Genomic DNA, 22020 nt, shown 5'->3' with positions numbered 1-22020 from the left:
CGTGGCATTTAAAATGTACATGTATATAGGGAGTTTTACTGCCTGTAAAAGCCCGAGTCGAGTGGTCAAGGCTAATAATCAGTGGGGGATGCACAAAATCCCTACTAATTAAAGTTTTATTTTATACTGCTAGTTAATGCGGGGTAGATAATATACATATCGTATATGAAGTTACTGAACATTATATAAGTGGAGGCTGAAGTATATGAAGGGGGTTATTTTAGCTGGAGGAAAAGGACGACGCCTTAGACCATTAACATGTAATACTCCAAAGCCGATGTTGCCATTATTAGAAAAGCCAGTTTTGGAATACAATATTGAATTATTACGTCAGCATGGTATTCGTGAAATTGCAATTACTGTTCAGTATATGAGTACAGCCATTAAGCAATATTTTGGTGACGGTAGCAAATGGGGCGTTAACTTGTACTATTTTGAAGACTCTCCACCGCTTGGAACCGCAGGGAGTATTAAACAAGCGGAAACATTTTTAGATGAAACGTTTGTTGTCATAAGCGGGGATGCGTTAACTGATTTTCAATTATCAGAAGGAATTATGTTTCATGAACAAAAGAAAAGAATGGTAACTATGTTTGTAAAGGAAGTAGAAAACCCACTCTCATTCGGTTTAGTTGTAATGAACAAAGAACAAGAGGTTACACGATATATAGAAAAACCGAGCTGGAATGAAGTAGTCTCTAATATTGTGAATACAGGTATATATATTATGGAGCCAGAAATTTTTTCTTACATACCGCCCGGAGAATTTTTTGATTTCAGTCAAGATGTGTTTCCGCTATTGGCAAATAAGAACGCATTATTTGCATATTTGTCAGAAGGTTATTGGTTAGATATCGGTACATTTGATCAATATCGACAAGCACAATTTGATTTGTTAACGAAAAAATTGCAAGTACCAATTCCTTATACGGAAGTATTGCCGATGGTATGGATGGGAGAAGGTGTGACGATAGGAAAAGGAACGAAAATTCACGGTCCTTCTTTTATTGGAGAAGGAGTAAAGATTGGTGCTGGAGCTGTAATTGAACCGTACTCTATTATCGGGAAAAATAGTATTGTTTCAAGTTATTCTCATCTTCAAAAAAGTATTGTTTTTGCAAATACGCACATTGGGCAGTATTGCGAGCTATTAGAAACGACAATAGGAGAGCATACAATGGTGGAAGATGACGTTACGCTGTTTCAAAAAAGCATTGTAGCAGATCATTGTCATATAGGGAAAAGTACGGTAATTAAGCAAAAGGGAAAACTATGGCCATATAAGGCGATTGACAGCTATTCGGTAGTAGGATCGGCTGGTGTTCAAGAAAGTGAAAAGAGTGCAGGATGGCTGCAAAAAAGCCGCATTGTAGGAAGAGGTAATGTTGAGATCACTCCTCAATTTATTGTAAAGGTTGCAATGGCGTACGGGTCCCTTTTTGCGAAAGGGGAAAGTATATTAATTGGGAGTCAAGAACATATAGAAACGACTTCTTATAAAAATCTCTTTCTTCATGCGATTCATGGTATCGGGGTTCATACGATGGAATGCAAAGAAATGAACGAATCGCTTTTTCAGTATAGCATTCAGGATTTACAATGTGCTGGTGGGGTTTTCATTCAAGTGGAAAATGAAAAAGAGGTTGTTATAAAGTTATATGGTAAGGATGGGGTACAATTAACGTATAAGCAGCAAAAAGCGATAGAACAAGTATATATGTCTGAGTCGTTTTATTACGTATGTGAGAAAGAAATGGGGCGGAATAAGCTAGTCCACGTTTCTTTACATGATTATATAGAGGCTGTATTAGAGCGCGTTGATATTGAGAAAATACAAAAACAAAAGTTTCATCTTCTTATTAATAAGAGGAATGATATGTTACAACATTTACTGATGCTCTTTTTACAAAGGCTCGGATGCACAGTTACATGGATTTATGCGGGCCAACAAAAGGATCATGTGAAAGCTTTGATGAAATCAAGTAAAGCAAATATGGCACTTATGTTTTCAGAGCAAGGAAATTATTTCGAGTTATATGATAATCATAGTAATATTTACCAAGGAACAGATTTTGAAGAGGTAGATATTCCAGATTTATTACTTGAATCGGCAGGAAATATTTACCCGATGTCTTTGAAATTAGGAGAATGTTACCTTCTATTTTATACGCAGGATGAAAAAAAGTCGTTTCAAGCAAGATGGAAGCGAGATATTTTATATCGAATTGGAAAATTATTCGAGTTAATAGCATTGCAGGGGAAAACATTTCTCAGCATAGTAGAGCAATCACCGCCGCTCTACCTACTTTGTGATGAAGTTGTATGTTCATGGAATGAAAAAGGGAAAGTAATGAGGAAATTATTGGCTGATATGGAAAGAAAGGAAGAAGGTATATTTGAAGGAGTACAGTTCAAATATACCGAAAAAGAGTGGTCTTATATCGTTTCTGACACAAAACAACCGAAATTTTTAGTGTATTCACATGCCAGAAACCCAGTAATAGCAAGGGAAAACATGAAAAATCTTATAGAAAAAATTAGACAATATCAAAAGGTGTAGAATTTTTATTTTAAAAGTGGTATTATAGTATAGTCTGATTTAAGTTATTAGTACTGGAGGGAATAAGAATGCGTGTGAATATTACTCTAGCATGTACAGAATGCGGAGATCGTAACTATATCTCAAAGAAAAACAAACGTAACAACGCTGAGCGTATCGAGCTTAAAAAGTATTGCAAGCGTGACAAGAAGTCTACGTTACACCGTGAAACAAAGTAAGCAGTAGGAATATTTTCCTACTGTTTCTTTTTTTATTCGATTCCCCTGTTAAAAGTGATACACTATCATCGTAGAGCAAAGTATTACTGTGAGGGGGAAAGTGTGTGAGAGAAGAGAAAGTACGTTTACGTAAACAAATAATAGAGCACATGAATTCTTTATCAGAAGAACGGTATACAACTTTATCAGAGCAAATTGCATTTTCGTTGTATGCGCAAAAAGAGTGGGCTGAAGCTAAAACAATTGGAATCACTCTCTCAATGGAAAATGAAGTGAATACATATTCTATTATCGAAAAAGCTTGGGAAGAAGGAAAGAGAGTTGTTGTTCCAAAGTGTAATAAAGGAACACGAACAATGTCTTTCCGGCAAATTAGTAATTTTGATCAATTAGAAATAGTGTATATGAATTTACGTGAACCAATTCCAGCGCGTACGGAAGAAGTGAATGCAGATGACATTGATCTTCAAATCGTGCCAGGTGTAGCTTATACAGAGCGAGGAGAACGGATTGGATATGGCGGTGGGTATTATGATCGTTATCTCGTGCATTATAAAGGGAAAACGCTATCATTAGCTTATAGTTTTCAAATGGTAGACCATATTCCAGTAGAGCCGTTTGATAAAAACGTAGAAAAAATTATTACAGAAAAAGGAACAATGGTTAAGAATGGGCTTGTATAGACAAATAAAAATTGACGAGACTTTTTCTTCTTGATTATAATAAAATATGTGAACGTTTTCTTATTATAATTTTTTATAGTAAGTGAGCATAGAGGGTGATGAAATGGTATCTATTTATGATATTCAACAATTGCTAAAGAAATTTGGTACGATTATTTATACGGGTGATCGAATTGCAGATTTACAATTAATGCAAGATGAATTGCGTGAATTAAATCAATCACAGTTAATCGATCCACAAGACTATCAAACAGCTTTATTTTTATTGAAGCAAGAAATTCAAAAAGAGCTAAATAAGAATTAGATAAAGGTAGGTAAGCAACATGGAAGAGAAATGGTTAGTTGGGGTTGACCTTGGTGGTACAACGATTAAATTAGCATTTATTAATGTGTACGGTGAAATTTTACATAAGTGGGAAATCCCTACGAATACAAATGAGCAAGGAAAACATATTACGCTTGATGTAGCGAAAGCTATCGATAAAAAGTTAGAAGAGTTAGGTGAATTGAAAAGCAAGTTAATCGGTATTGGTATGGGAGCTCCTGGTCCTGTACACGTGGCGTCTGGAATGATCTATGAAGCGGTTAATTTAGGATGGAAAAACTATCCGTTAAAAGATTTATTAGAAGTAGAAACAGGATTACCTGTTGTTATTGATAATGATGCAAACTTAGCAGCGCTTGGTGAAATGTGGAAAGGTGCTGGTGAAGGAGCAAAAGATTTAATCTGTATGACACTTGGTACTGGTGTTGGCGGCGGTGTAATTGCCAATGGTGAAATTGTACACGGCGTAAGCGGAGCTGCTGGTGAAATCGGACACATTACAGTAGTTACAGAGAATGCTTTCCCATGTAATTGCGGGAAATTTGGTTGCTTAGAAACTGTAGCATCTGCAACGGGTATTGTGCGTGTTGCTATGCAAAAAATACAAGAGACTAATAAAGAGAGTGTTCTACGTTCTATGTTAGCAGAAGAAGGGCGTATTACATCAAAAGATGTGTTTGAAGCACTTGGACAAGGTGACGAGCTAGCAGGCGAAGTAGTAGAAAAAGTAGCTTCTTATTTAGGATTAGCTGTAGCGAACCTTGCTAGTACGTTGAACCCAGAGAAAATTGTTATTGGCGGGGGCGTATCTAAAGCTGGAGATGCACTATTAGAGCCAATTCAACGTTATTTCGAGCAATATGCTTTCTCACGTGCTGTAAAGAGCACAAAGTTAGCGATTGCAATACTTGGTAATGATGCAGGTGTTATCGGAGGAGCTTGGCTTGTAAAAAAGCACAAATACGAAGCGAAGATGGCATAAGTTGTGAAATATGAAAAGAGGAAGGGGAAACCCTTCCTCTTTTTGTGTGAAACCTTGATGAAGAATAACATGTAAATGAATTAAGCTGCTGGTGGGTACCCGTTATATAGAACAGTCATGATCGTAAACCATCCGAAAACGAGTACAGTTGCAATTGCAAAGCCGCCCGCGAATAAATTTTTTTCGCGAAGAGTTCTAAGCGTAGCGAATACAGCTAACAGAGTGACTAGCGCAAAAATAATAACAAGGCCCATACAATATCCTCCTCTGTCTACCCATTCCTTAATATGAGTTTTTAGAATATTAACTCTTTTATATTGTACATGTTTTAAAAATGATTGTCGAGATAGCATCCTTTCTTTTCCTAAGAGAAAAAAATGTTGTATCATTGAAAGTAAGTTTAATAATTGGAGGAGATTTTCATATGAAATGGATACAAATGCCGTTAGGCCCATTACAAACGAATGCTTATATTTTAACGAATGATCAAAATGAGTGTATTATCTTTGATCCTGGTCACGAAGGAGAGAAGCTCGTTACATATTTACAAGAAGAACAATTAAAGCCACTGGCTGTTTTATTAACACATGCTCACTTTGATCATATTGGTGCTGTTGACGCGGTAAGAGACGCTTTTCATATTCCTGTGTATGTACATAAAGAAGAAGCAGATTGGTTAGGCGATGCAACTGTAAATGGCTCTCAAATTTTTATGATGAATCGCAGTATTACAGCAAAACCAGCAGATCATATTATTGATGCAGAAGGTGCATTAGCAATTGGTTCATTTAATTTTGAGATTTTTGAGACGCCAGGACATTCTCCAGGCAGTATTTCTTATTATTGTAAAGAGGCGAATGCTGTATTTTCTGGTGATGTATTGTTCCAAATGAGCATCGGAAGAACAGATTTACCCGGTGGAAGTTTTGCTGAATTGATTGGAAGCATTGAAGAAAAATTATTTGTATTACCAGATGAAACAGCGGTGCTATGTGGACATGGTCCAGAAACAAGCATTGGTTTTGAAAAAGAAAATAATCCATTTTTACAGTAAGGAGCTAGTATGGAGATGGAGCTCATTTTAAAAGAATGGATGGAGAAAGAGAAGGATTATTCAATTTCATATAGTACGTATATGAACCTCGTATTGTACACAGAGGGACATGGCTATTATATGAAGGAACGTGAAAAAATTGGAAGACAAGGGGATTTTTTTACAAGTAGCAACGTATCCTCTGTTTTTGCAAAAACATTTGCTAAGTTTTTTATTCGTCTTGTTGAAAATGGTGAAGTTGCTCCGAATATTTGTGAGATTGGTGGGGGAACAGGAAGGTTTGCCTATGATATTTTACAAGAGTGGAAGCAAGTATCTCCAGAAACCTTTATGGATTTAAACTATTCAATGATTGAAATGAGCCCTTTTCATAGAAACTTACAGCAGAAAAATCTTTGTTCGTTTTCTAATGTGTCGTATTATACGTCGCATAGTGAAATGGGAGAATCGTTCGAAGGGATTCTTTTTTCGAATGAGTTATTTGATGCATTTCCTGTTGAAGTAATTGAGAAGAGAAATGGAATATTGTATGAAGTACGTGTTACGTACACAGAGGAAGGGAAACTCGCAGAAGTATGTAGACCGCTACAGAAAAGTATTGGTCGATACTTATTGAAATATAATATTCATCTTGCTGAAGGTCAGCGTTTTGAAGTGCCACTTGCGATGGAAGAATATATAGTAGAAATGGCGAAATGGTTTCAACGAGGTGTATGTATTACCGTTGATTATGGATACACAAAAGAAGAATGGATGCATCCTGCACATCAAGAAGGAAGTTTACGAGGATATTACGAGCATAAGTTAATCCGTAATCCTTTAGCGCATCCAGGTGAAATGGATCTTACTACTCATATTCATTGGGACGAACTGAAAGAGATGTTTAGCCTGCAAGGCATGAATATAGTATGGCATAAGAAGCAATCTGAGTTTTTGTTAGCAGCAGGAATATTAGATCAGCTTACGGATCACCAAGATCGAAATCCTTTTTCTGAAACTCAAAAACAAAATCGTGCAGTTCGTTCTATGATTTTGAGCGGAGGATTAGGGATTGCATTTGATGTTGTGATACATACGAAACATATGCAACAGTTACACTTGAATCAGTATTTGAAAATATAAAAAAACAAGACACAGCATATTTCTGTGTCTTGTTTTTTAATACGACTTTTTAATTATGTAGCATCATATATTTTCTCTCATGATATATATTTATATTAAAGATATGAGATGAAAAATATAAAATACGCCCTTTTTCTCTGTTTATGAGCTCTTAACCTAATAATACGCGAACGAGTTGAATAATTGTCTCGTTTTCTACTTTGTAATAAATTTCCAATCCTTTTCTTTCACTTGAAACGATTTTAGCACTTTTTAATTTTGCTAAATGCTGTGAAATTGTAGATTGTGGCATGTTTAAGCCAGTGTACATTGTAGAAACGTTGCTTGGACCACGTTCAATTAATCCTTTTACAATACATAAGCGAACAGGATGAGCAAGTACTTTCAATAATTCTGCATTGCTTTCATATAGTTCTATTTCTTTTTGAAAGGTTTCTAACATGTTCTTTTCCACCTCCGTGTGAGCTGTTATACCATACTATACATACCAAAAAATTAAAGAAAAGAAAACAGTTGTTGCAGAAAAAAATTCCTAAAGTAAAGAAATTGTAAGAAAAGAGACCCTGATGTAAATAAAGTAGGTAAATTTGCATGGTTTTGTAAAATGACATTTTTGGGTGAAAATTTTGATGCGTTTTAAAAATTGAAAGATATAGATATATTTGTAACACAATTTTATCATGATTTTCTTATTCTTTCAAATGAATATACAAAATTTTTAAAATAATAAGAAAAAGGAATTATAATGTTATATATAGAATATAAAACAGGTTAAAAGAAAAGAAGCTGAATGTAGTCAGCATCTTTATGGTGATAACAAAACATTTGAGTATAGCTGATAAATTTTAGAATTACCAAGACATTAGTTATATATTCTAGAGTTCATCTTTTATCAGCTTTAAAAATCTGCGGTTCCATATGTTCTCATAAAAATCAATTGTCTCTTTTGCGGACATAAATGGATTATTTAACGTAGAGGTTGCTTTCTGTACCATGAAGTTTTCGTATTCTAGTCCATGGGAAAATTTAATCGTAGCATCCATACAGTACTCTGTTTGGGCGCCACAAAATTCAATACGGTGTACAGATAATTGTTCTAAAATCTCTTTCAAGTTTGTTTTATAAAATGAATTGGCATGTGTTTTTCTTACAAAAAAATCTTGTTCCTGAACATCTAGATCAGCATGAATAGCCCAAAGTTCTTTTTCGGGTACTAAATCATCATCACAATGTTGAATAAAAATGATTGGTTTATTTGATTTTCTGTATGAAGAAATTCTTTTATTTACTTTTGTAAGTAAATTTTGTAAATCAAATAAATGCTCTTCGCTATAACATACTCCATTTTGTAAATCGATAACGATTAAAACATCTGCACAAGTATCCATTATTTTTGCCCCTTTTTTACTTCTTAATATATCAATTAATTCATTATTTAGAAATAGATGGTGCTCTTTCGTTTTTTTTATGAACTATACGAAAAGTAAAAAATATACGTAACGGCATAAAACAGAAGATATGAAAACTTAATTTCATACCTTCTGTTCGTTCTATGCATTTACAGGTTCTTCTACATAAGAAAGGGCATTTTCAAAATCGGATATTAAATCGTCAACATTTTCAAGACCGACGGATAACCGAAGTAATGAATTAGAAATCCCTCTTTCATCACGAGCTTCTTGCGACAGTGCTGCATGTGACATTTTAGCTGGGTAGGAAAGAATCGATTCGACAGCTCCTAAACTAACTGCAAAGACAGGTAATTTTACTTTTGATAAAAATTGGCGGAGTGCGTCTTCTGATTGTAAAGTGAAAGATAGGACAGCTCCGGCTGATGTAGCTTGAGATTGTTGAATATTAAATCCAAGATGTGTTTGTAAGCCAGGATAATAGACGTTTTTAACTTTAGCGTGCTCTTGTAAATAGTGTGCAATTTTATTGGTGTTTGCAGCTGAATGCTCAAGACGTACATGCAATGTTTTTAGACCGCGAAGTACGAGAGAACAATCTTGAGGACCTAAAATAGCGCCGAATGCATTTTGTAAAAATCCAAGTTTTTGAGCGAGTTCGGCATCTTTTACAACCGCTAATCCGGCAGTAACATCACTATGACCGGCAATGAATTTTGTGGCACTGTGAAGAACGACATCGGCGCCAAGATCAAGTGGTTTCTGGAATAGTGGTGTCAAAAATGTATTATCAACAAAAGTAAGGGCAGCAATAGATTTTGCAAGTTTAGAAACAGCACGAATATCTGTCACTTTTAAAAGTGGATTAGAGGGTGTTTCCACATAAAAGAGTTTTGTGTTTGGCTTAATGTTTTGCTTTATTTCTTCTAAATTTGTCATATCAACAAATGTATGTGACACACCGTAACGGGAGAGCACTTCAGTTATAATTCGGTAAGTTCCTCCGTATACGTCTTCTGAAATGAGTACGTGATCGCCTTGTGAAAGAAGGAGGAATGCAGTAGAAATCGCTGCAATTCCTGATGCGAAGGCAAATCCCTTTGTTCCTCCTTCTAATAAAGCAATGATATCTTCAAGAGCTTCACGAGTTGGATTACCAGAGCGACTATAGTCATATTTTCCGAACGTATCTACATCAAACTGGTGGAATGTTGATGTATTATAGATGGGAACGTTAACAGCTCCTGTTTGCGAGTCATGTTTATATTGGTTGTGCAGTAAGATTGTATCTATAGAATAACTCATATTCTTACACCTTCTTTTACAAGTTTAATGGCTTGCTTTAAGTCTTGAATTAAATCGTTACTATTTTCAATGCCAACGGAAAATCGTAGAAGACGATTACATACACCGTTTGCTGTTCTGATTTCTTCAGGAATATCAGCGTGTGTTTGCGTTGCTGGATACGTCATTAAACTTTCAACACCACCAAGACTTTCAGCGAATGTAATTAAGGATAAAGATTGTAAGAATGGATTGATCCATGTTTCATCTTTCAGACGAAATGAGATCATGCCGCCTCTTCCAGGATAAAATACATCTGTCACTCCGTCAGCGTCATTTAAATAAGCAACAACTGCTTTTGCATTTTCTTCATGTTGTCTCATACGAAGCGCTAACGTTTTCATACCACGAATTAATAGCCATGAGTCAAATGGACTTAAGACCGCACCAGAGGCATTATGATAATGAGCGATTTCCTCACAAAGTTCCTTTCCTTTTGCAACGACAAGTCCGCTTAGGACATCGTTATGTCCCCCTAAATATTTCGTTGCGCTATGAAGTACAATGTCGGCACCTTCTGTTAATGGCTGCTGTATATAAGGCGTATAGAATGTGTTGTCTACAATAAGAAGGAGTCCGTGTCTTTTCGCTACAGTTGCGACAGCGGCAATATCAGTAACTTGCATTAACGGATTAGTTGGAGTTTCTATGAAAATAGCTTTCGTTTCAGTTGTGATAGCTTGCTCAATTTGTTTAATAGATTGTGTATTTACGTATCTACATCGAACATTCCACTTTTTTTCGTGCTCAGAAAATAATCGATAAGTGCCCCCGTATAAATCTTCAGATACAATAAGTTCGTCTCCAGAACGGAATAGGGAAAGGACGAGGAGAACAGCTGCCATCCCTGAACTACAGGCATAACCTTGTTCACCGTACTCTAAATCTGCAATTGCCTGCTCTAAAAGACCGCGAGTTGGATTGCCAGTTCGTGAATAGTCAAAGCCAGTAGAGTTACCAATTCCTTCGTGACGATAAGCAGTTGAAAAATAAACAGGTGGGTTAACAGTTCCTGTTGTAGTTTCGCTCCGGTTTCCGATTTGTGCTAGTTTTGTTTCAATAGTTGACATGTGAAAATTCCTCCTTTTTAAATTAACAATTAAGTGAATGTAAAATAAAAAAAGCCTTCTAAAGAAGAAGGCTTTCGGTTTGAATAGAGTCTTCTTCTCATCTGTCAAATCTTTCACAATTTGCTGGAATTAGCACCTTATTAACAAATGTTAATGGTTGCTGAGGCGTCATAGGGCCAGTCCCTCTACCTCTCTAGATAAGAATGTTCGTATGAAATTTTATTATGTTTTTAACTTTACAACAAAAGATAATTGAATTGCAACTTTATTTTAAATAATTTTTATTTTTCCGCAAGTGTCATTGACTTTTGAATTTGTGCATGCTAAATTTATTAAAAAATTAACAAACATTGTTAAAAGGGGAACGTATTTCCTTTTAGCTACATAAATAAAATAATAAAGACAAACTCTTATTGAGAGCGGTGGAGGGAAAGGCCCTGTGAAACCCGGCAACCTTCAAACGAAATGTTTGAAACGGTGCTAATACCTGCAAAACGAATGTTTTGCATAATAAGAGGAGGAACGATTATGTCCCCCTCTTCAAAGTGAAGAGGGGGTTTTTTATATTGATAGAAATGAGGGAGATTTGTGAAATTACTAGATTTATTATCAAAAGGAATTGTAATAGGTGATGGTGCGGTTGGAACGTTATTACATTCACATGGTTTGCAAAGTAGTTTTGAAGAATTAAATATATCTGATCCAGATTTAATTATATCGATTCATAAACAATATGTAGCTGCTGGGGCAGATGTGATTCAAACAAATACGTACGGAGCAAATGAGGCGAAATTACGTATGTATGGTTTAGAAAATCAAGTTACTGAAATTAATAGAGCCGCAGTAAAACTGGCGAAAGCATCTGTTACAGACAGAAATGCAATTTTAGGAACAATTGGCGGTATGAAACATATTGGAGCTGTTACGACAACTGATATGGAGCGAGAATTTATGTTACTGGAACAGGCAAGTGCATTACTAGAAGAACAGGTTGATGGACTGCTATTAGAGACTTTCTATGATGAGTTTGAATTACTTCATGCTGTTCAGGTGTTACGAAAACAAACGAATATTCCAATTGTAGCTCAATTAGCATTACATGAGGCAGGTACGACTCAAAATGGAAATGATGTAAATGAAATATTAAAACAGCTTTTAGATTACGGTGCAAATGTCGTTGGATTGAACTGCCAACTAGGGCCACTTCACATGACGGAAGCTTTTAAAATGATATCGATTCCTCAAAATGGCTACTTGTCAGCATATCCAAATGCAGGTCTCCCGAATTATGTGGAGGGACGCTACGTATATGAGGGAAGTCCGGCTTATTTCGAAGCGATGACACCGAAATTTATTGAGCAAGGTATTCGGTTATTGGGTGGTTGTTGTGGCACTACTCCAGAACATATCGAAAGTATGAAACGTGCTACTCTAAATGTTACGCCTGTAATAGAAAAGGATACGATTCAAAGACCGAAAGTAGTTCATACACATGAGAAACGTTCGAAAGCTCATGTCACTTTAGCAGAGAAAGCAAAAAAACAAACGACAGTAGTAGTGGAATTAGATCCACCGAAAACGTTAGATACGCAGCGATTTTTTGAAGGAGCAAGAGCATTGAAAAGGGCTGGTGCAGATGCTATTACTCTAGCAGATAATTCATTAGCATCGCCTCGCATCTCGAATATGGCAATGGGGGCATTATTAACGAAGCACGATATTCCGGTATTGACGCACTTAACGTGTAGAGACCATAACGTCATCGGACTACAATCTCATTTACTAGGCCTATCAGCGTTAGGCATGGAAGAAGTGTTAGCTTTAACTGGGGATCCAGCACGCGTCGGTGATTTTCCAGGTGCCACTTCTGTATATGATTTGTCCTCTATTGAGCTCATTAAAATGATTAAAGAAATGAACGACGGGCGCTCGATTTTAGGGAAATCAATAGGTCCAGCAACAAGGTTTTCAGTGGGAGGTGCGTTTAATCCGCATGTAAGACATTTAAAAGCAGCGGTTAAGCGAATGGAACGGAAAATAGATGCTGGAGCGGAATATTTCTTAACGCAGCCAATTTATGATATCGCGTTAATTGAAGAAGTGTATGAAGCGACAAAGCATTTGGAACAACCTATTTTTATTGGGATTATGCCATTAATAAGTAAAAGGAATGCAGATTTCCTTCATTTTGAGGTACCGGGTATTACTCTACCTGAAGAAATAAGGGAGAGAATGGATGGACATGAAACGAAAGAGGCAGCAATTGAGGAAGGAATTCTCATTTCACAAGAATTAATTGATGCGGCGATGAAGTATTTTAACGGCATTTATCTTATTACACCATTTCTAAAATATGAAATTACAGAACATCTTGTTAAATATGTGAGAGAAAAGCAAGAAGTGAAAGAAGGTATTAACTGATGAAATGTATAGAAGAAAAATTACAAAATAACATCTTAATATTAGATGGTGCAATGGGAACAATGATCCAGCAAGAGGACTTAACTGCGGAAGATTTCGGAGGAGAAGAGTACGAAGGCTGTAATGAATATTTAGTAGAAACAAGGCCTGATGTCATTTTAAAGATTCATAAAGCTTATGTTGAAGCTGGAGCGGATATTATTGAAACAAATACATTTGGGGCGACGAATATCGTATTAAGTGATTATGAGTTGTCTCATTTAGATGAGGAATTAAATGAGAAGGCAGCACGTTTAGCGAAGCAAGCGGTCAAAGAAAGCGGGAAGGAAGTATATGTTGCGGGAGCAATGGGACCAACAACGAAAGCGATTAGTGTTACAGGTGGTGTGACGTTCGGAGAATTAATTGAAGCCTATACACGGCAGGCGAGAGGTTTATTGAATGGCGACGTAGATGTATTACTCGTTGAGACGAGTCAAGATATGCGTAACGTGAAGGCTGCTTATATTGGAATTCAAGCAGCTTTTGACGAGCTAAATAAAATTGTCCCTATTATGATTTCGGGAACGATCGAACCGATGGGAACGACTCTGGCTGGGCAAACAATTGAGGCTTTTTACTTATCGATAGAACATATGAAGCCATTATCTGTTGGATTAAACTGTGCGACTGGTCCGGAGTTTATGAGAGACCATATTCGTTCACTATCTGATTTGTCGGAGTGTTACATTTCTTGTTATCCAAATGCAGGTCTTCCTGATGAAGATGGACATTATCATGAATCTCCATCTTCTCTCGCTGAAAAAGTGAAGCGATTTGCTGAAGAAGGATGGGTTAATATTATCGGTGGTTGTTGTGGCACAAAACCAGAACATATAAAAGCGATGAAATCCGCGTTAGCTTCTCTTAAGCCGCGTGAACACCACGAAAGAGCTGGACACGGGGTTAGTGGATTAGAGGCACTTCAATATGATGACTCTATGAGACCATTATTTGTTGGTGAAAGAACAAACGTTATTGGGTCACGTAAATTTAAACGATTAGTAGCAGAAGGGAAATTTGAAGAGGCTGCTGAAGTCGCAAGAGCGCAAGTGAAGAAAAATGCTCATATTATTGATATTTGTATGGCAGACCCTGATCGCGATGAAATAGAAGATATGGAAAACTTCTTGGCAGAAGTTACGAAAGTGTTAAAAGTACCGATTATGATTGATTCAACAGATGAAAATGTGATGGAGCGAGCTCTTACTTATATTCAAGGAAAAGCTGTTATTAACTCAATTAATTTAGAAGATGGAGAAGAACGATTTAAAAAAGTGACGCCGCTTCTTCAGAAATATGGTGCTGCTATTGTTGTAGGAACAATTGATGAAGATGGTATGGCGGTTAGTGCAGAACGAAAACTCGAAATCGCGAAAAGAAGTTATGAGTTATTGACGACGAAATATGGTATACGCCCGTCAGATATTATTTTTGATGCACTTGTATTTCCTGTAGGTACAGGTGATGAAGAATATATTGGTTCAGCGGCAGCGACGATAGAAGGAATTCGCCTTATTAAAGAAGCATTACCAGAGTGTTTAACGATTTTAGGTGTAAGTAACATATCATTTGGTTTACCACCAGCTGGCCGCGAAGTATTAAATTCCGTCTTTTTATATCATGCAACGAAAGCAGGATTAGATTACGCGATTGTGAATACGGAAAAATTAGAACGGTATGCGTCAATTCCAGAGGAAGAAAAACGTCTTGCAGATGCATTACTTTTTGAAACGACGCAAGAGACGTTAGAAGAATTTACAAACTTTTATCGCGCGGCAAAAAAGAAAGATGTCGTTATCCAAGAAACATTAACTCTTGATGAAAGGTTGGCAAATTACATTGTTGAAGGTACGAAACAAGGGCTACAAGAAGATTTAAGCCTCGCACTTACAGAAGGAAGAAAACCTTTGGATATTATTAATGGCCCACTTATGACAGGAATGGATGAGGTGGGACGATTATTTAATAATAATGAGCTTATCGTTGCCGAAGTATTGCAAAGTGCTGAAAGTATGAAAGCTGCCGTAAGCTATTTAGAGCCACATATGGAATCTAGCGAGAGTGCGAAAAAAGGGAAAGTATTATTAGCAACTGTTAAAGGTGACGTACATGATATTGGGAAAAACCTCGTTGAAATTATTTTATCGAATAACGGATATGAGATTATTAATTTAGGAATCAATGTTCGCTCGGATCGAATCGTACAAGAAGTACAAGAAAAGAAGCCTGACATTATTGGCCTTTCTGGTTTATTAGTAAAATCAGCGCAACAAATGGTAACGACTGCTGAAGATTTAAAAGCGGCAAATATTGATATTCCAATCGTTGTAGGCGGGGCAGCATTAACGAGAAAGTTTACAGATAATCGTATTTCACCATCATATACAGGGCTCGTATGCTATGCGAGTGATGCGATGACCGGGCTTGATATTATTAATAAGCTTCAAAAAGAAGAAGAGCGCGAGAAGATGAAACAAGATAAAAAAGAGCGTCATCTTCATATCGTAAAAAAAGAGGAGAAGAAAGTAGAAATTCCAGCAGTAATTGAACCATTACCGAAGGCTGAGGTTATGATACCTGATTCAACAAAGCGAATTGTATTACGTGATATTCCAGTTGCACACCTCGCTCCATTTTTAAATAGACAAATGCTACTTGGACATCACCTTGGATTAAAAGGAAATGTGAAGAAGCTTTTGCGAGAGGGAGATAAGAAAGCACATGAATTAAATGATTTAATAGATGAATTATTGCAGGAAGGACAATCTTGGTTAAAACCGAAAGCGGTGTATCAATTTTTCCCAGCGCAAAGTGACGGACAAAACATTGTAATATATGATCCAGAAGATCATACGCGTGTTATAGAGCGTTTCACATTCCCAAGACAAGGAAAAGCACCATATCGTACTTTAGGTGATTATGTACGACCAGTTGGAGATGAGATGGACTATGTTGCTTTCCTATCTGTTACGGTTGGGGAAGGCGTTCGGGACATTGCTGAAGAGTGGAAGGCGAAGGGTGATTATTTACGCAGTCATGCTATTCAATCGTTAGCGCTTGAACTAGCAGAAGGACTTGCTGAAAAAACACATATGCTCATTCGTGATCGCTGGGGCATTCCAGATTCACCAGAACTGAAGATGGAAGAACGCTTCCGTACGAAATATAGAGGGATACGCGTGTCCTTCGGTTATCCAGCATGTCCAGAACTTGCGGATCAAGAAAAGTTATTTCGCCTTATTCATCCAGAAGAAATAGGTATTTCATTAACGGAAGGATTTATGATGGAACCAGAAGCATCTGTAACGGCTATGGTATTTTCTCACCCTGAGGCAAGATATTTTAGTGTATTATAGTGTAGAAGGGGGAGACGTATGAAGAAAATAGTCTTTACAGGTGGCGGTTCGGCAGGGCATGTAACACCTAATTTAGCCATCATTCCACATTTACAAGAACAGAATTGGGATATCTCTTATATCGGTTCTCATCAAGGAATTGAGAAAATAATTATAGAAAAGGAAGGCATTCCGTACTATAGTATTGCAAGCGGAAAGCTACGTCGTTATTTTGATTTGAAAAATATAAAAGATCCTTTTCTTGTAATGAAGGGTGTTATGGATGCCTATGTAAGGATTCGAAAACTAAAACCGGATGTGATTTTTTCAAAAGGTGGTTTCGTATCTGTACCAGTCGTAATTGGAGGATGGCTAAATAGAGTCCCTGTTTTATTACATGAATCTGATATGACGCCAGGACTAGCAAACAAAATTGCGCTCCGTTTTGCTTCGAAAATATTTGTTACATTTGAAGAAGCTGCGAAACATTTACCGAAAGAAAAAGTAATCTATACAGGATCTCCTGTACGTGAAGACGTGCTAAAGGGAAATCATGAAAAAGGTTTAGTGTTTTTAGGTTTTTCACGTAAAAAGCCAGTTATTACAATTATGGGAGGAAGTTTGGGCGCAAAGAAAATTAATGAAACTGTTCGAGAAGCGTTACCAGAACTTCTGAAAAAGTATCAAATTGTTCATCTTTGTGGAAAAGATAATCTTGATGAAAGCTTACAAAATCAAGAAGGATATAGACAATTTGAATATATACATGGAGAGCTGCCAGACATATTAGCGATAACAGATTTTGTTATTTCACGTGCGGGCTCTAATGCCATTTTTGAGTTTTTAACATTGCAAAAGCCGATGGTTTTAATTCCGCTATCGAAATTTGCAAGCCGTGGAGATCAAATACTAAATGCAGAGTCTTTTGAAAGACAAGGATATGCTTCCGTATTGTATGAAGAAGATGTGACTGTGAAATCTCTTATAAAGCATGTCGAAGAATTAAATCAAAATAATGAGATGTATAAAACAGCTCTAAAAAAATATAATGGAAAAGAAGCAATTCAAACAATCATTCAACATATTTCAGAGGCATGATGAAACAATCATGTCTTTTTTAATAGGATGAAAGATTCCAAGGATTGATATTTTTATGTTACAATAGCAAATGGATTAGTAGGGAAATTCCAATTAATGAAGCGTGAAAATACGAATGGATTAGGAGTGACTGTGTTGGAGCTAAGTCTCTATGAAAATACTGCACTTATTATATGCTTTGTGTTGTACGTTGGTAGTGTTATTGTTTATATTTCAAGGAAATTTTCGCAAGAAAGAGAGCTTGAAAAATCAGAAATAACAGCTGAACTAGAAATGTTAGCTGATGAAAGTTATAAAAAGAAAAAAATAAAAGAAGAGCATGAAGAATCCCATCATTTAAACGCAAATAAGTTTTAAAGATGGGCATTTTTTTTTGAAGTCGTTCTTTATTATGTTTATAGCAAGTAACGCTAAAAGGAGTTTCCCGTACATAATGAAGGAGTGTATATAAATGAATTTTTATGTCGCCTCAGGATTCCAAAATAAACATCTTGTACGTTCTATAGCAAATGAACTGAAACATGCAGGATGGCACCATACATATGATTGGACAAGAAACGAAAGAGCAGTGAATCAAGATCAATTAAGAGAGATTGGTCAGGCAGAAAAGAATGCTATTAAAGAAGCGGATGTCTTTTTACTTATGTTAGATGGCGGAAACGGGAGCCATACAGAGTTTGGAATGGCGATTGCGCTAGAGAAAAAGATATATGTATATCATGAAAGAAACCCGCTTCAAACAACGTTCTATCATTTGCCAGAAATAAATATTTTTGAAGGAGATGCAACTGCATTTGCATCTTATGTTATGAATCATGTGAAATAATAGTAACGACCTAAAAGGTTATAAAAGTGATCTTTTGGGTACAGTGATGATAAGAAACGTATATAAAGGAGTATATAATATGAAATTAGAAAATGGATGGGAAACGAGCTTTTTAGAAGTTGTACAAAATAGTGAATTTAAGAAAGAGGCCGTTCTTAGTCAATTGCTTTGTGAGGATAGTGAAGAAGTAGAAGAGCTTGTGGATGATTACGGATATGAAGAGATTATTGAACGCGAACATGATGATGAATTAGCAGAAGTTTTAGGTGAAGAACTTTTCGATGAGATGGAACGACACGTATTCTTATCTTCACAGCCAGAAGAAAAACTTATTTCATTCGTAAATGGATTAGGTTTTCATGTGTTAGATTGGATTGTTCTTCTTGAAACAGAATTTGGCATTGATAGCGTACACTTTACGTCAGACGCCGTGAAAACGTTAGAAAAACGCTTTAGACAATTTCCATACATAGAAGATAAGACAATTTTTGATATGACATTTGGAGAAGCAATGGATGTATTAGAATCCATTACAGGATTACAACTGAAGGGAAAGATGAACGTATAATGTGAAAAAAAAAGAACGTGATATCCTCACGTTCTTTTTTTTACATTATAATAATTTTGTCATCTAGTTTTGTTTGTCCGCTAAGAAGTGCGTTTAAATATTCCACTTTTCTTATACAGGCCTGTATATGTCTTTCAACCTCTTGTAACTCTGCTTGGTGATGTGTTTCAATCGGATGAATTTGTACGTTGAATTTTTCAAATTGACTACTATATGTTATTTCTGCATAGCCGCTCATAATATCCATTTCGTTATGAAATAAAAATTGTTTCGTTTTGTCACAGAATGATACATTCTGAAAGCCATATACTTTTAATGCGTCAATTACTTTTTTAATCATTTTTGTATTCATTTTTTTTAACCCTCTTTGCGAAGTTCTACTTATATATTATAACACAAAAAATTACATAGAAAGCGCTTCCAAGTGTATTTTATTATAAACTTTACGTTTCAATCACAAAAATGAAACAAAGAAAAAATAATTGTAAAGAAGGGAGGACTCTTTTATTGTTTCGTCATATATATAGAGAAATAGTGCAAGGAAAGGGAATTTTCCGAATTTGAGTTCGTATTTCAAATTTAAGCGCAATAAAAGAGGTGAGAGACTTGAACTTTGATATTGTAGGACAAAAAGCATATATAAAAGATGGACCGCATCGGAACCGAATTGGAATTGTAAAGAACAGCGAGACAAAATTAGAAGCGCAGTTTGCTATTGTAATTGGAGAACAAATCATTGATGTAGAGCTAAAGGATATCGTGTTAGTTGGAGTAGACGTAGGACAATTTCATAAATGGTGCGAACAAAATGGTTATTTGTAAGAAGGACGGGCTGTGAGATAATAAAAATAATTGTAGCAGCATAAGAATGAGAGAATACGAGATTGGTATTCTCTTTTTCAGTGTTTTAGGAGGCGAGAATGAAGTATAAAGAACAAGATTTTACATTGGAGTTAAAAGAGAAAATTCAGTGTATGGAGAAGGAAATAGAGAGAATATCATTTAAACTTTTTAAAGATTATTCACATTTGTACATAGAAAAAAACATGGAATTATTTATAGAACTGATCAGAGATAAAGAAAATCCTTTTGAAACAGGATATTCTTCATCGATTTCGATAGCTGTATTAGATGAAGAAGGAAAGATGATTGAATTTTATACAGTTCCTATCTGGGAATGTTGTAGTTATTTTTTAGGAGTAACGCTTCAAATAAGGTTTTGGGGAAGTAAGTTAAGTGGTGAACTTGTTGGTGAATCTTATTGTGAGATAGAGGAGGAGTTAAAGGAGCGGTTGGAAGAGTTTTTACAGTTTGCAGATGAGGAATAATAGTTATTAAAAAAATGAAAAATGGTATTATTTCATTATATCTATACGTAATAATATACAGGTGATGTTTTACCATGGTTGAAGTAATTTGTAGAGCTTTATACATAGTGTTTGAAACAATATGTTATGCCTTATGTATAAAAGACAAAGAGGAAGATGGAAAGAACTAAAAAAGGACGCTAACAGTTTTTGTTAGCGTCCTTTTTATTATGAAGCAATTTCACCAGTTTTTGTATCATCTTGATTGTACGTATCTTGATCTAATTCACCAAGCCATTTACTAGAAATAAGACCTGCTGTCATAGAACCACTTACGTTAAGAGCTGTACGACCCATATCGATTAATGGTTCAACTGAGATAACAAGAGCGACAATACCAATTGGTAAGTTCATTGTAGATAGTACGATTAACGCTGCGAATGTTGCACCGCCACCAACACCGGCAACACCGAATGAGCTAATAGCAACGACAGCGATTAAAGTTAAAATAAATTGTGGTTGTAATGGATCGATTCCTACAGTTGGAGCGACCATCATTGCAAGCATTGCTGGATAAATACCTGCGCAACCGTTTTGTCCGATAGATACTCCAAATGATGCTGCAAAGTTTGCAATCCCTTCGGAAATACCAAGCTTTTCTTTTTGCGCTTCAATATTTAATGGCATTGCACCAGCACTAGAGCGAGATGTGAATGCAAATGTTAATACAGGGAACACCTTTTTTAAATATTGAATTGGATTTAAACCAGATAGAGCAATTAATAATAAGTGGATAACGAACATTACGATAAGTGCCACGTAAGACGCTAATACGAAGTTACCAAGTTTTAAAATAGCATTTATGTCGCTACCAGCAACTGTTTTTGCCATAAGAGCTAATACGCCATATGGAGTAAGACGTAAAATTAATGTTACCATACGCATTACGATTGCATATACAGCATCAAGCATTTTCTTAAATAGTTCTGCTTGTTCTGGATATTTTCGTTTTACCCCTATAAAGGCGATACCGATAAAGGCTGCAAATATTACAACAGAAATTGTTGATGTTGGACGAGCACCTGTTAAATCAAGAAACGGATTTGTAGGCAACAGCTCTAATAATTTATCTGGAATTGTTGTTTTTTCAATAGAAGTAAATCTTTCTTCAACTAACTTCAGACGAGCGGATTCTGCATCACCTTGTTGTAAGCCTGTTGCTGATACATCAAATCCTGCACTTGCAGCGATACCGACAGCTGCAGCGATTCCTGTAGTAAGAATTAAAATTCCGATAATAAGACCACTAATTTTACCAAGGTTTTTCGTTAACTGTAATTTTGTAAATGCGGAAATAATAGATACTAAAATAAGTGGCATAACAATCATTTGAAGTAATTTCACATAACCGTTACCGATCAAGCTAAACCAAGTATTTGATTCAATAATTACTTTAGAAGTTGGCTCATAAATAAATTGTAATATAAGACCGAATATAATGCCGACTCCTAAAGCAGTAAATACACGTTTATTAAAAGATACATGCTTACGTTGCATATAATATAATACGCCAACTAAGATGAGCATGACTGCAACGTTAATTCCGACAAGCAGTGTATTCATGTTGATTCCCCCTAATTCCAATCTGTTATATAG

The 22020-nt window shown here is 35.9% G+C and carries 22 protein-coding genes and 2 riboswitches; of the genes, 15 read left to right on the top strand and 7 right to left on the bottom strand.

The window, feature by feature from the left end:
* The first annotated feature begins 205 nt into the window (after positions 1-205).
* From MKX31_RS19325 to glcK, 5 genes are all read left to right on the top strand, one after another.
* A complete protein-coding gene (locus MKX31_RS19325; RefSeq protein ID WP_064474790.1) occupies positions 206-2560 on the top strand; it encodes a sugar phosphate nucleotidyltransferase in 2355 nt (784 codons plus the stop codon).
* 68 nt (positions 2561-2628) lie between these two features.
* Positions 2629-2778, top strand: a complete 150-nt coding sequence (gene rpmG, locus MKX31_RS19320; protein ID WP_001265616.1) for a 50S ribosomal protein L33 — start codon at positions 2629-2631, stop codon at positions 2776-2778.
* A gap of 104 nt (positions 2779-2882) precedes the next feature.
* On the top strand, positions 2883-3461 hold the full coding sequence (locus MKX31_RS19315; protein ID WP_064474791.1) for a 5-formyltetrahydrofolate cyclo-ligase: 579 nt from the start codon (positions 2883-2885) through the stop codon (positions 3459-3461).
* A gap of 103 nt (positions 3462-3564) precedes the next feature.
* Positions 3565-3765: a YqgQ family protein gene (locus MKX31_RS19310; protein WP_000253699.1), complete on the top strand. Its 201-nt coding sequence runs from the start codon at positions 3565-3567 to the stop codon at positions 3763-3765.
* A gap of 19 nt (positions 3766-3784) precedes the next feature.
* Positions 3785-4768: a glucokinase gene (glcK, locus tag MKX31_RS19305; RefSeq protein WP_064474792.1), complete on the top strand. Its 984-nt coding sequence runs from the start codon at positions 3785-3787 to the stop codon at positions 4766-4768.
* Positions 4769-4848: 80 nt separating this feature from the next.
* Here the strand turns inward: glcK and MKX31_RS19300 are convergent, their stop codons facing one another.
* A complete protein-coding gene (locus MKX31_RS19300; RefSeq protein ID WP_000524847.1) occupies positions 4849-5022 on the bottom strand; it encodes a DUF2759 domain-containing protein in 174 nt (57 codons plus the stop codon).
* A 170-nt stretch (positions 5023-5192) separates the two neighbouring features.
* On the opposite strand from MKX31_RS19300, the gene MKX31_RS19295 reads away from it, so the two are divergent.
* Together MKX31_RS19295 and MKX31_RS19290 are read left to right on the top strand one after the other, a co-directional pair.
* The gene (locus MKX31_RS19295; RefSeq protein WP_000871244.1) at positions 5193-5822 is read left to right on the top strand and encodes an MBL fold metallo-hydrolase; all 630 of its coding nucleotides are present in this window, start codon (positions 5193-5195) and stop codon (positions 5820-5822) included.
* 9 nt (positions 5823-5831) lie between these two features.
* Entirely contained in the window at positions 5832-6944 is a 1113-nt protein-coding gene (locus MKX31_RS19290) for a class I SAM-dependent methyltransferase (RefSeq protein WP_088048108.1), read from the top strand.
* A 151-nt stretch (positions 6945-7095) separates the two neighbouring features.
* Here MKX31_RS19290 and MKX31_RS19285 read toward each other — a convergent pair whose 3' ends face one another.
* The 4 genes from MKX31_RS19285 to metI form a co-directional block, all read right to left on the bottom strand.
* The gene (locus tag MKX31_RS19285; protein ID WP_000894375.1) at positions 7096-7386 is read right to left on the bottom strand and encodes an ArsR/SmtB family transcription factor; all 291 of its coding nucleotides are present in this window, start codon (positions 7384-7386) and stop codon (positions 7096-7098) included.
* Positions 7387-7819: 433 nt separating this feature from the next.
* A complete protein-coding gene (locus MKX31_RS19280; protein WP_000379163.1) occupies positions 7820-8332 on the bottom strand; it encodes a cysteine hydrolase family protein in 513 nt (170 codons plus the stop codon).
* Between the two features lie 162 nt (positions 8333-8494).
* Positions 8495-9658, bottom strand: a complete 1164-nt coding sequence (metC, locus tag MKX31_RS19275) for a cystathionine beta-lyase (protein WP_088048109.1) — start codon at positions 9656-9658, stop codon at positions 8495-8497.
* Positions 9655-10767: a cystathionine gamma-synthase/O-acetylhomoserine thiolyase gene (gene metI, locus MKX31_RS19270; RefSeq protein WP_088048110.1), complete on the bottom strand. Its 1113-nt coding sequence runs from the start codon at positions 10765-10767 to the stop codon at positions 9655-9657. The genes metC and metI overlap by 4 nt, the downstream gene beginning before the upstream one ends.
* A 94-nt stretch (positions 10768-10861) precedes the next feature.
* Positions 10862-10971, bottom strand: a riboswitch (SAM riboswitch).
* A 203-nt stretch (positions 10972-11174) separates the two neighbouring features.
* A riboswitch (SAM riboswitch) is annotated at positions 11175-11284 on the top strand.
* A gap of 71 nt (positions 11285-11355) precedes the next feature.
* Here metI and MKX31_RS19265 point away from each other — a divergent pair.
* The 6 genes from MKX31_RS19265 to MKX31_RS19240 all read left to right on the top strand — a co-directional run bounded on the left by MKX31_RS19265 (position 11356) and on the right by MKX31_RS19240 (position 19057).
* Entirely contained in the window at positions 11356-13188 is a 1833-nt protein-coding gene (locus MKX31_RS19265; protein ID WP_088048111.1) for a bifunctional homocysteine S-methyltransferase/methylenetetrahydrofolate reductase, read from the top strand.
* Complete coding sequence (metH, locus tag MKX31_RS19260; protein ID WP_088048112.1) at positions 13188-16586, top strand: methionine synthase; 3399 nt, start codon at positions 13188-13190, stop codon at positions 16584-16586. The genes MKX31_RS19265 and metH overlap by 1 nt, the downstream gene beginning before the upstream one ends.
* An 18-nt stretch (positions 16587-16604) precedes the next feature.
* Positions 16605-17663 (top strand): undecaprenyldiphospho-muramoylpentapeptide beta-N-acetylglucosaminyltransferase, encoded by a 1059-nt coding sequence (murG, locus tag MKX31_RS19255; protein ID WP_340981428.1) that lies wholly within the window; start codon positions 16605-16607, stop codon positions 17661-17663.
* A 96-nt stretch (positions 17664-17759) separates the two neighbouring features.
* The gene (locus MKX31_RS19250) at positions 17760-18020 is read left to right on the top strand and encodes a DUF3966 domain-containing protein (protein WP_000817963.1); all 261 of its coding nucleotides are present in this window, start codon (positions 17760-17762) and stop codon (positions 18018-18020) included.
* 94 nt (positions 18021-18114) lie between these two features.
* Positions 18115-18489, top strand: a complete 375-nt coding sequence (locus tag MKX31_RS19245) for a nucleoside 2-deoxyribosyltransferase (protein ID WP_064474800.1) — start codon at positions 18115-18117, stop codon at positions 18487-18489.
* A 79-nt stretch (positions 18490-18568) separates the two neighbouring features.
* Positions 18569-19057 (top strand): hypothetical protein, encoded by a 489-nt coding sequence (locus tag MKX31_RS19240; RefSeq protein WP_064474801.1) that lies wholly within the window; start codon positions 18569-18571, stop codon positions 19055-19057.
* A gap of 40 nt (positions 19058-19097) precedes the next feature.
* Here MKX31_RS19240 and MKX31_RS19235 read toward each other — a convergent pair whose 3' ends face one another.
* Positions 19098-19409 (bottom strand): hypothetical protein, encoded by a 312-nt coding sequence (locus MKX31_RS19235; protein WP_001093232.1) that lies wholly within the window; start codon positions 19407-19409, stop codon positions 19098-19100.
* A gap of 254 nt (positions 19410-19663) precedes the next feature.
* Here MKX31_RS19235 and MKX31_RS19230 point away from each other — a divergent pair, with 254 nt between their 5' ends.
* On the top strand, positions 19664-19879 hold the full coding sequence (locus tag MKX31_RS19230) for a DUF3912 family protein (protein ID WP_064474802.1): 216 nt from the start codon (positions 19664-19666) through the stop codon (positions 19877-19879).
* A 98-nt stretch (positions 19880-19977) separates the two neighbouring features.
* Positions 19978-20385: a hypothetical protein gene (locus MKX31_RS19225; protein WP_064474803.1), complete on the top strand. Its 408-nt coding sequence runs from the start codon at positions 19978-19980 to the stop codon at positions 20383-20385.
* A 207-nt stretch (positions 20386-20592) separates the two neighbouring features.
* Here the strand turns inward: MKX31_RS19225 and MKX31_RS19220 are convergent, their stop codons facing one another.
* A complete protein-coding gene (locus MKX31_RS19220) occupies positions 20593-21987 on the bottom strand; it encodes an L-cystine transporter (RefSeq protein WP_048562307.1) in 1395 nt (464 codons plus the stop codon).
* Positions 21988-22020 lie beyond the last annotated feature (33 nt).

Origin of the sequence: Bacillus sp. FSL M8-0063, assembly GCF_038005545.1 — a bacterium.
Classification (GTDB): Bacteria; Bacillota; Bacilli; order Bacillales; family Bacillaceae_G; genus Bacillus_A; species Bacillus_A wiedmannii.
This window is presented reverse-complemented; position numbering and strand designations above follow the sequence as displayed.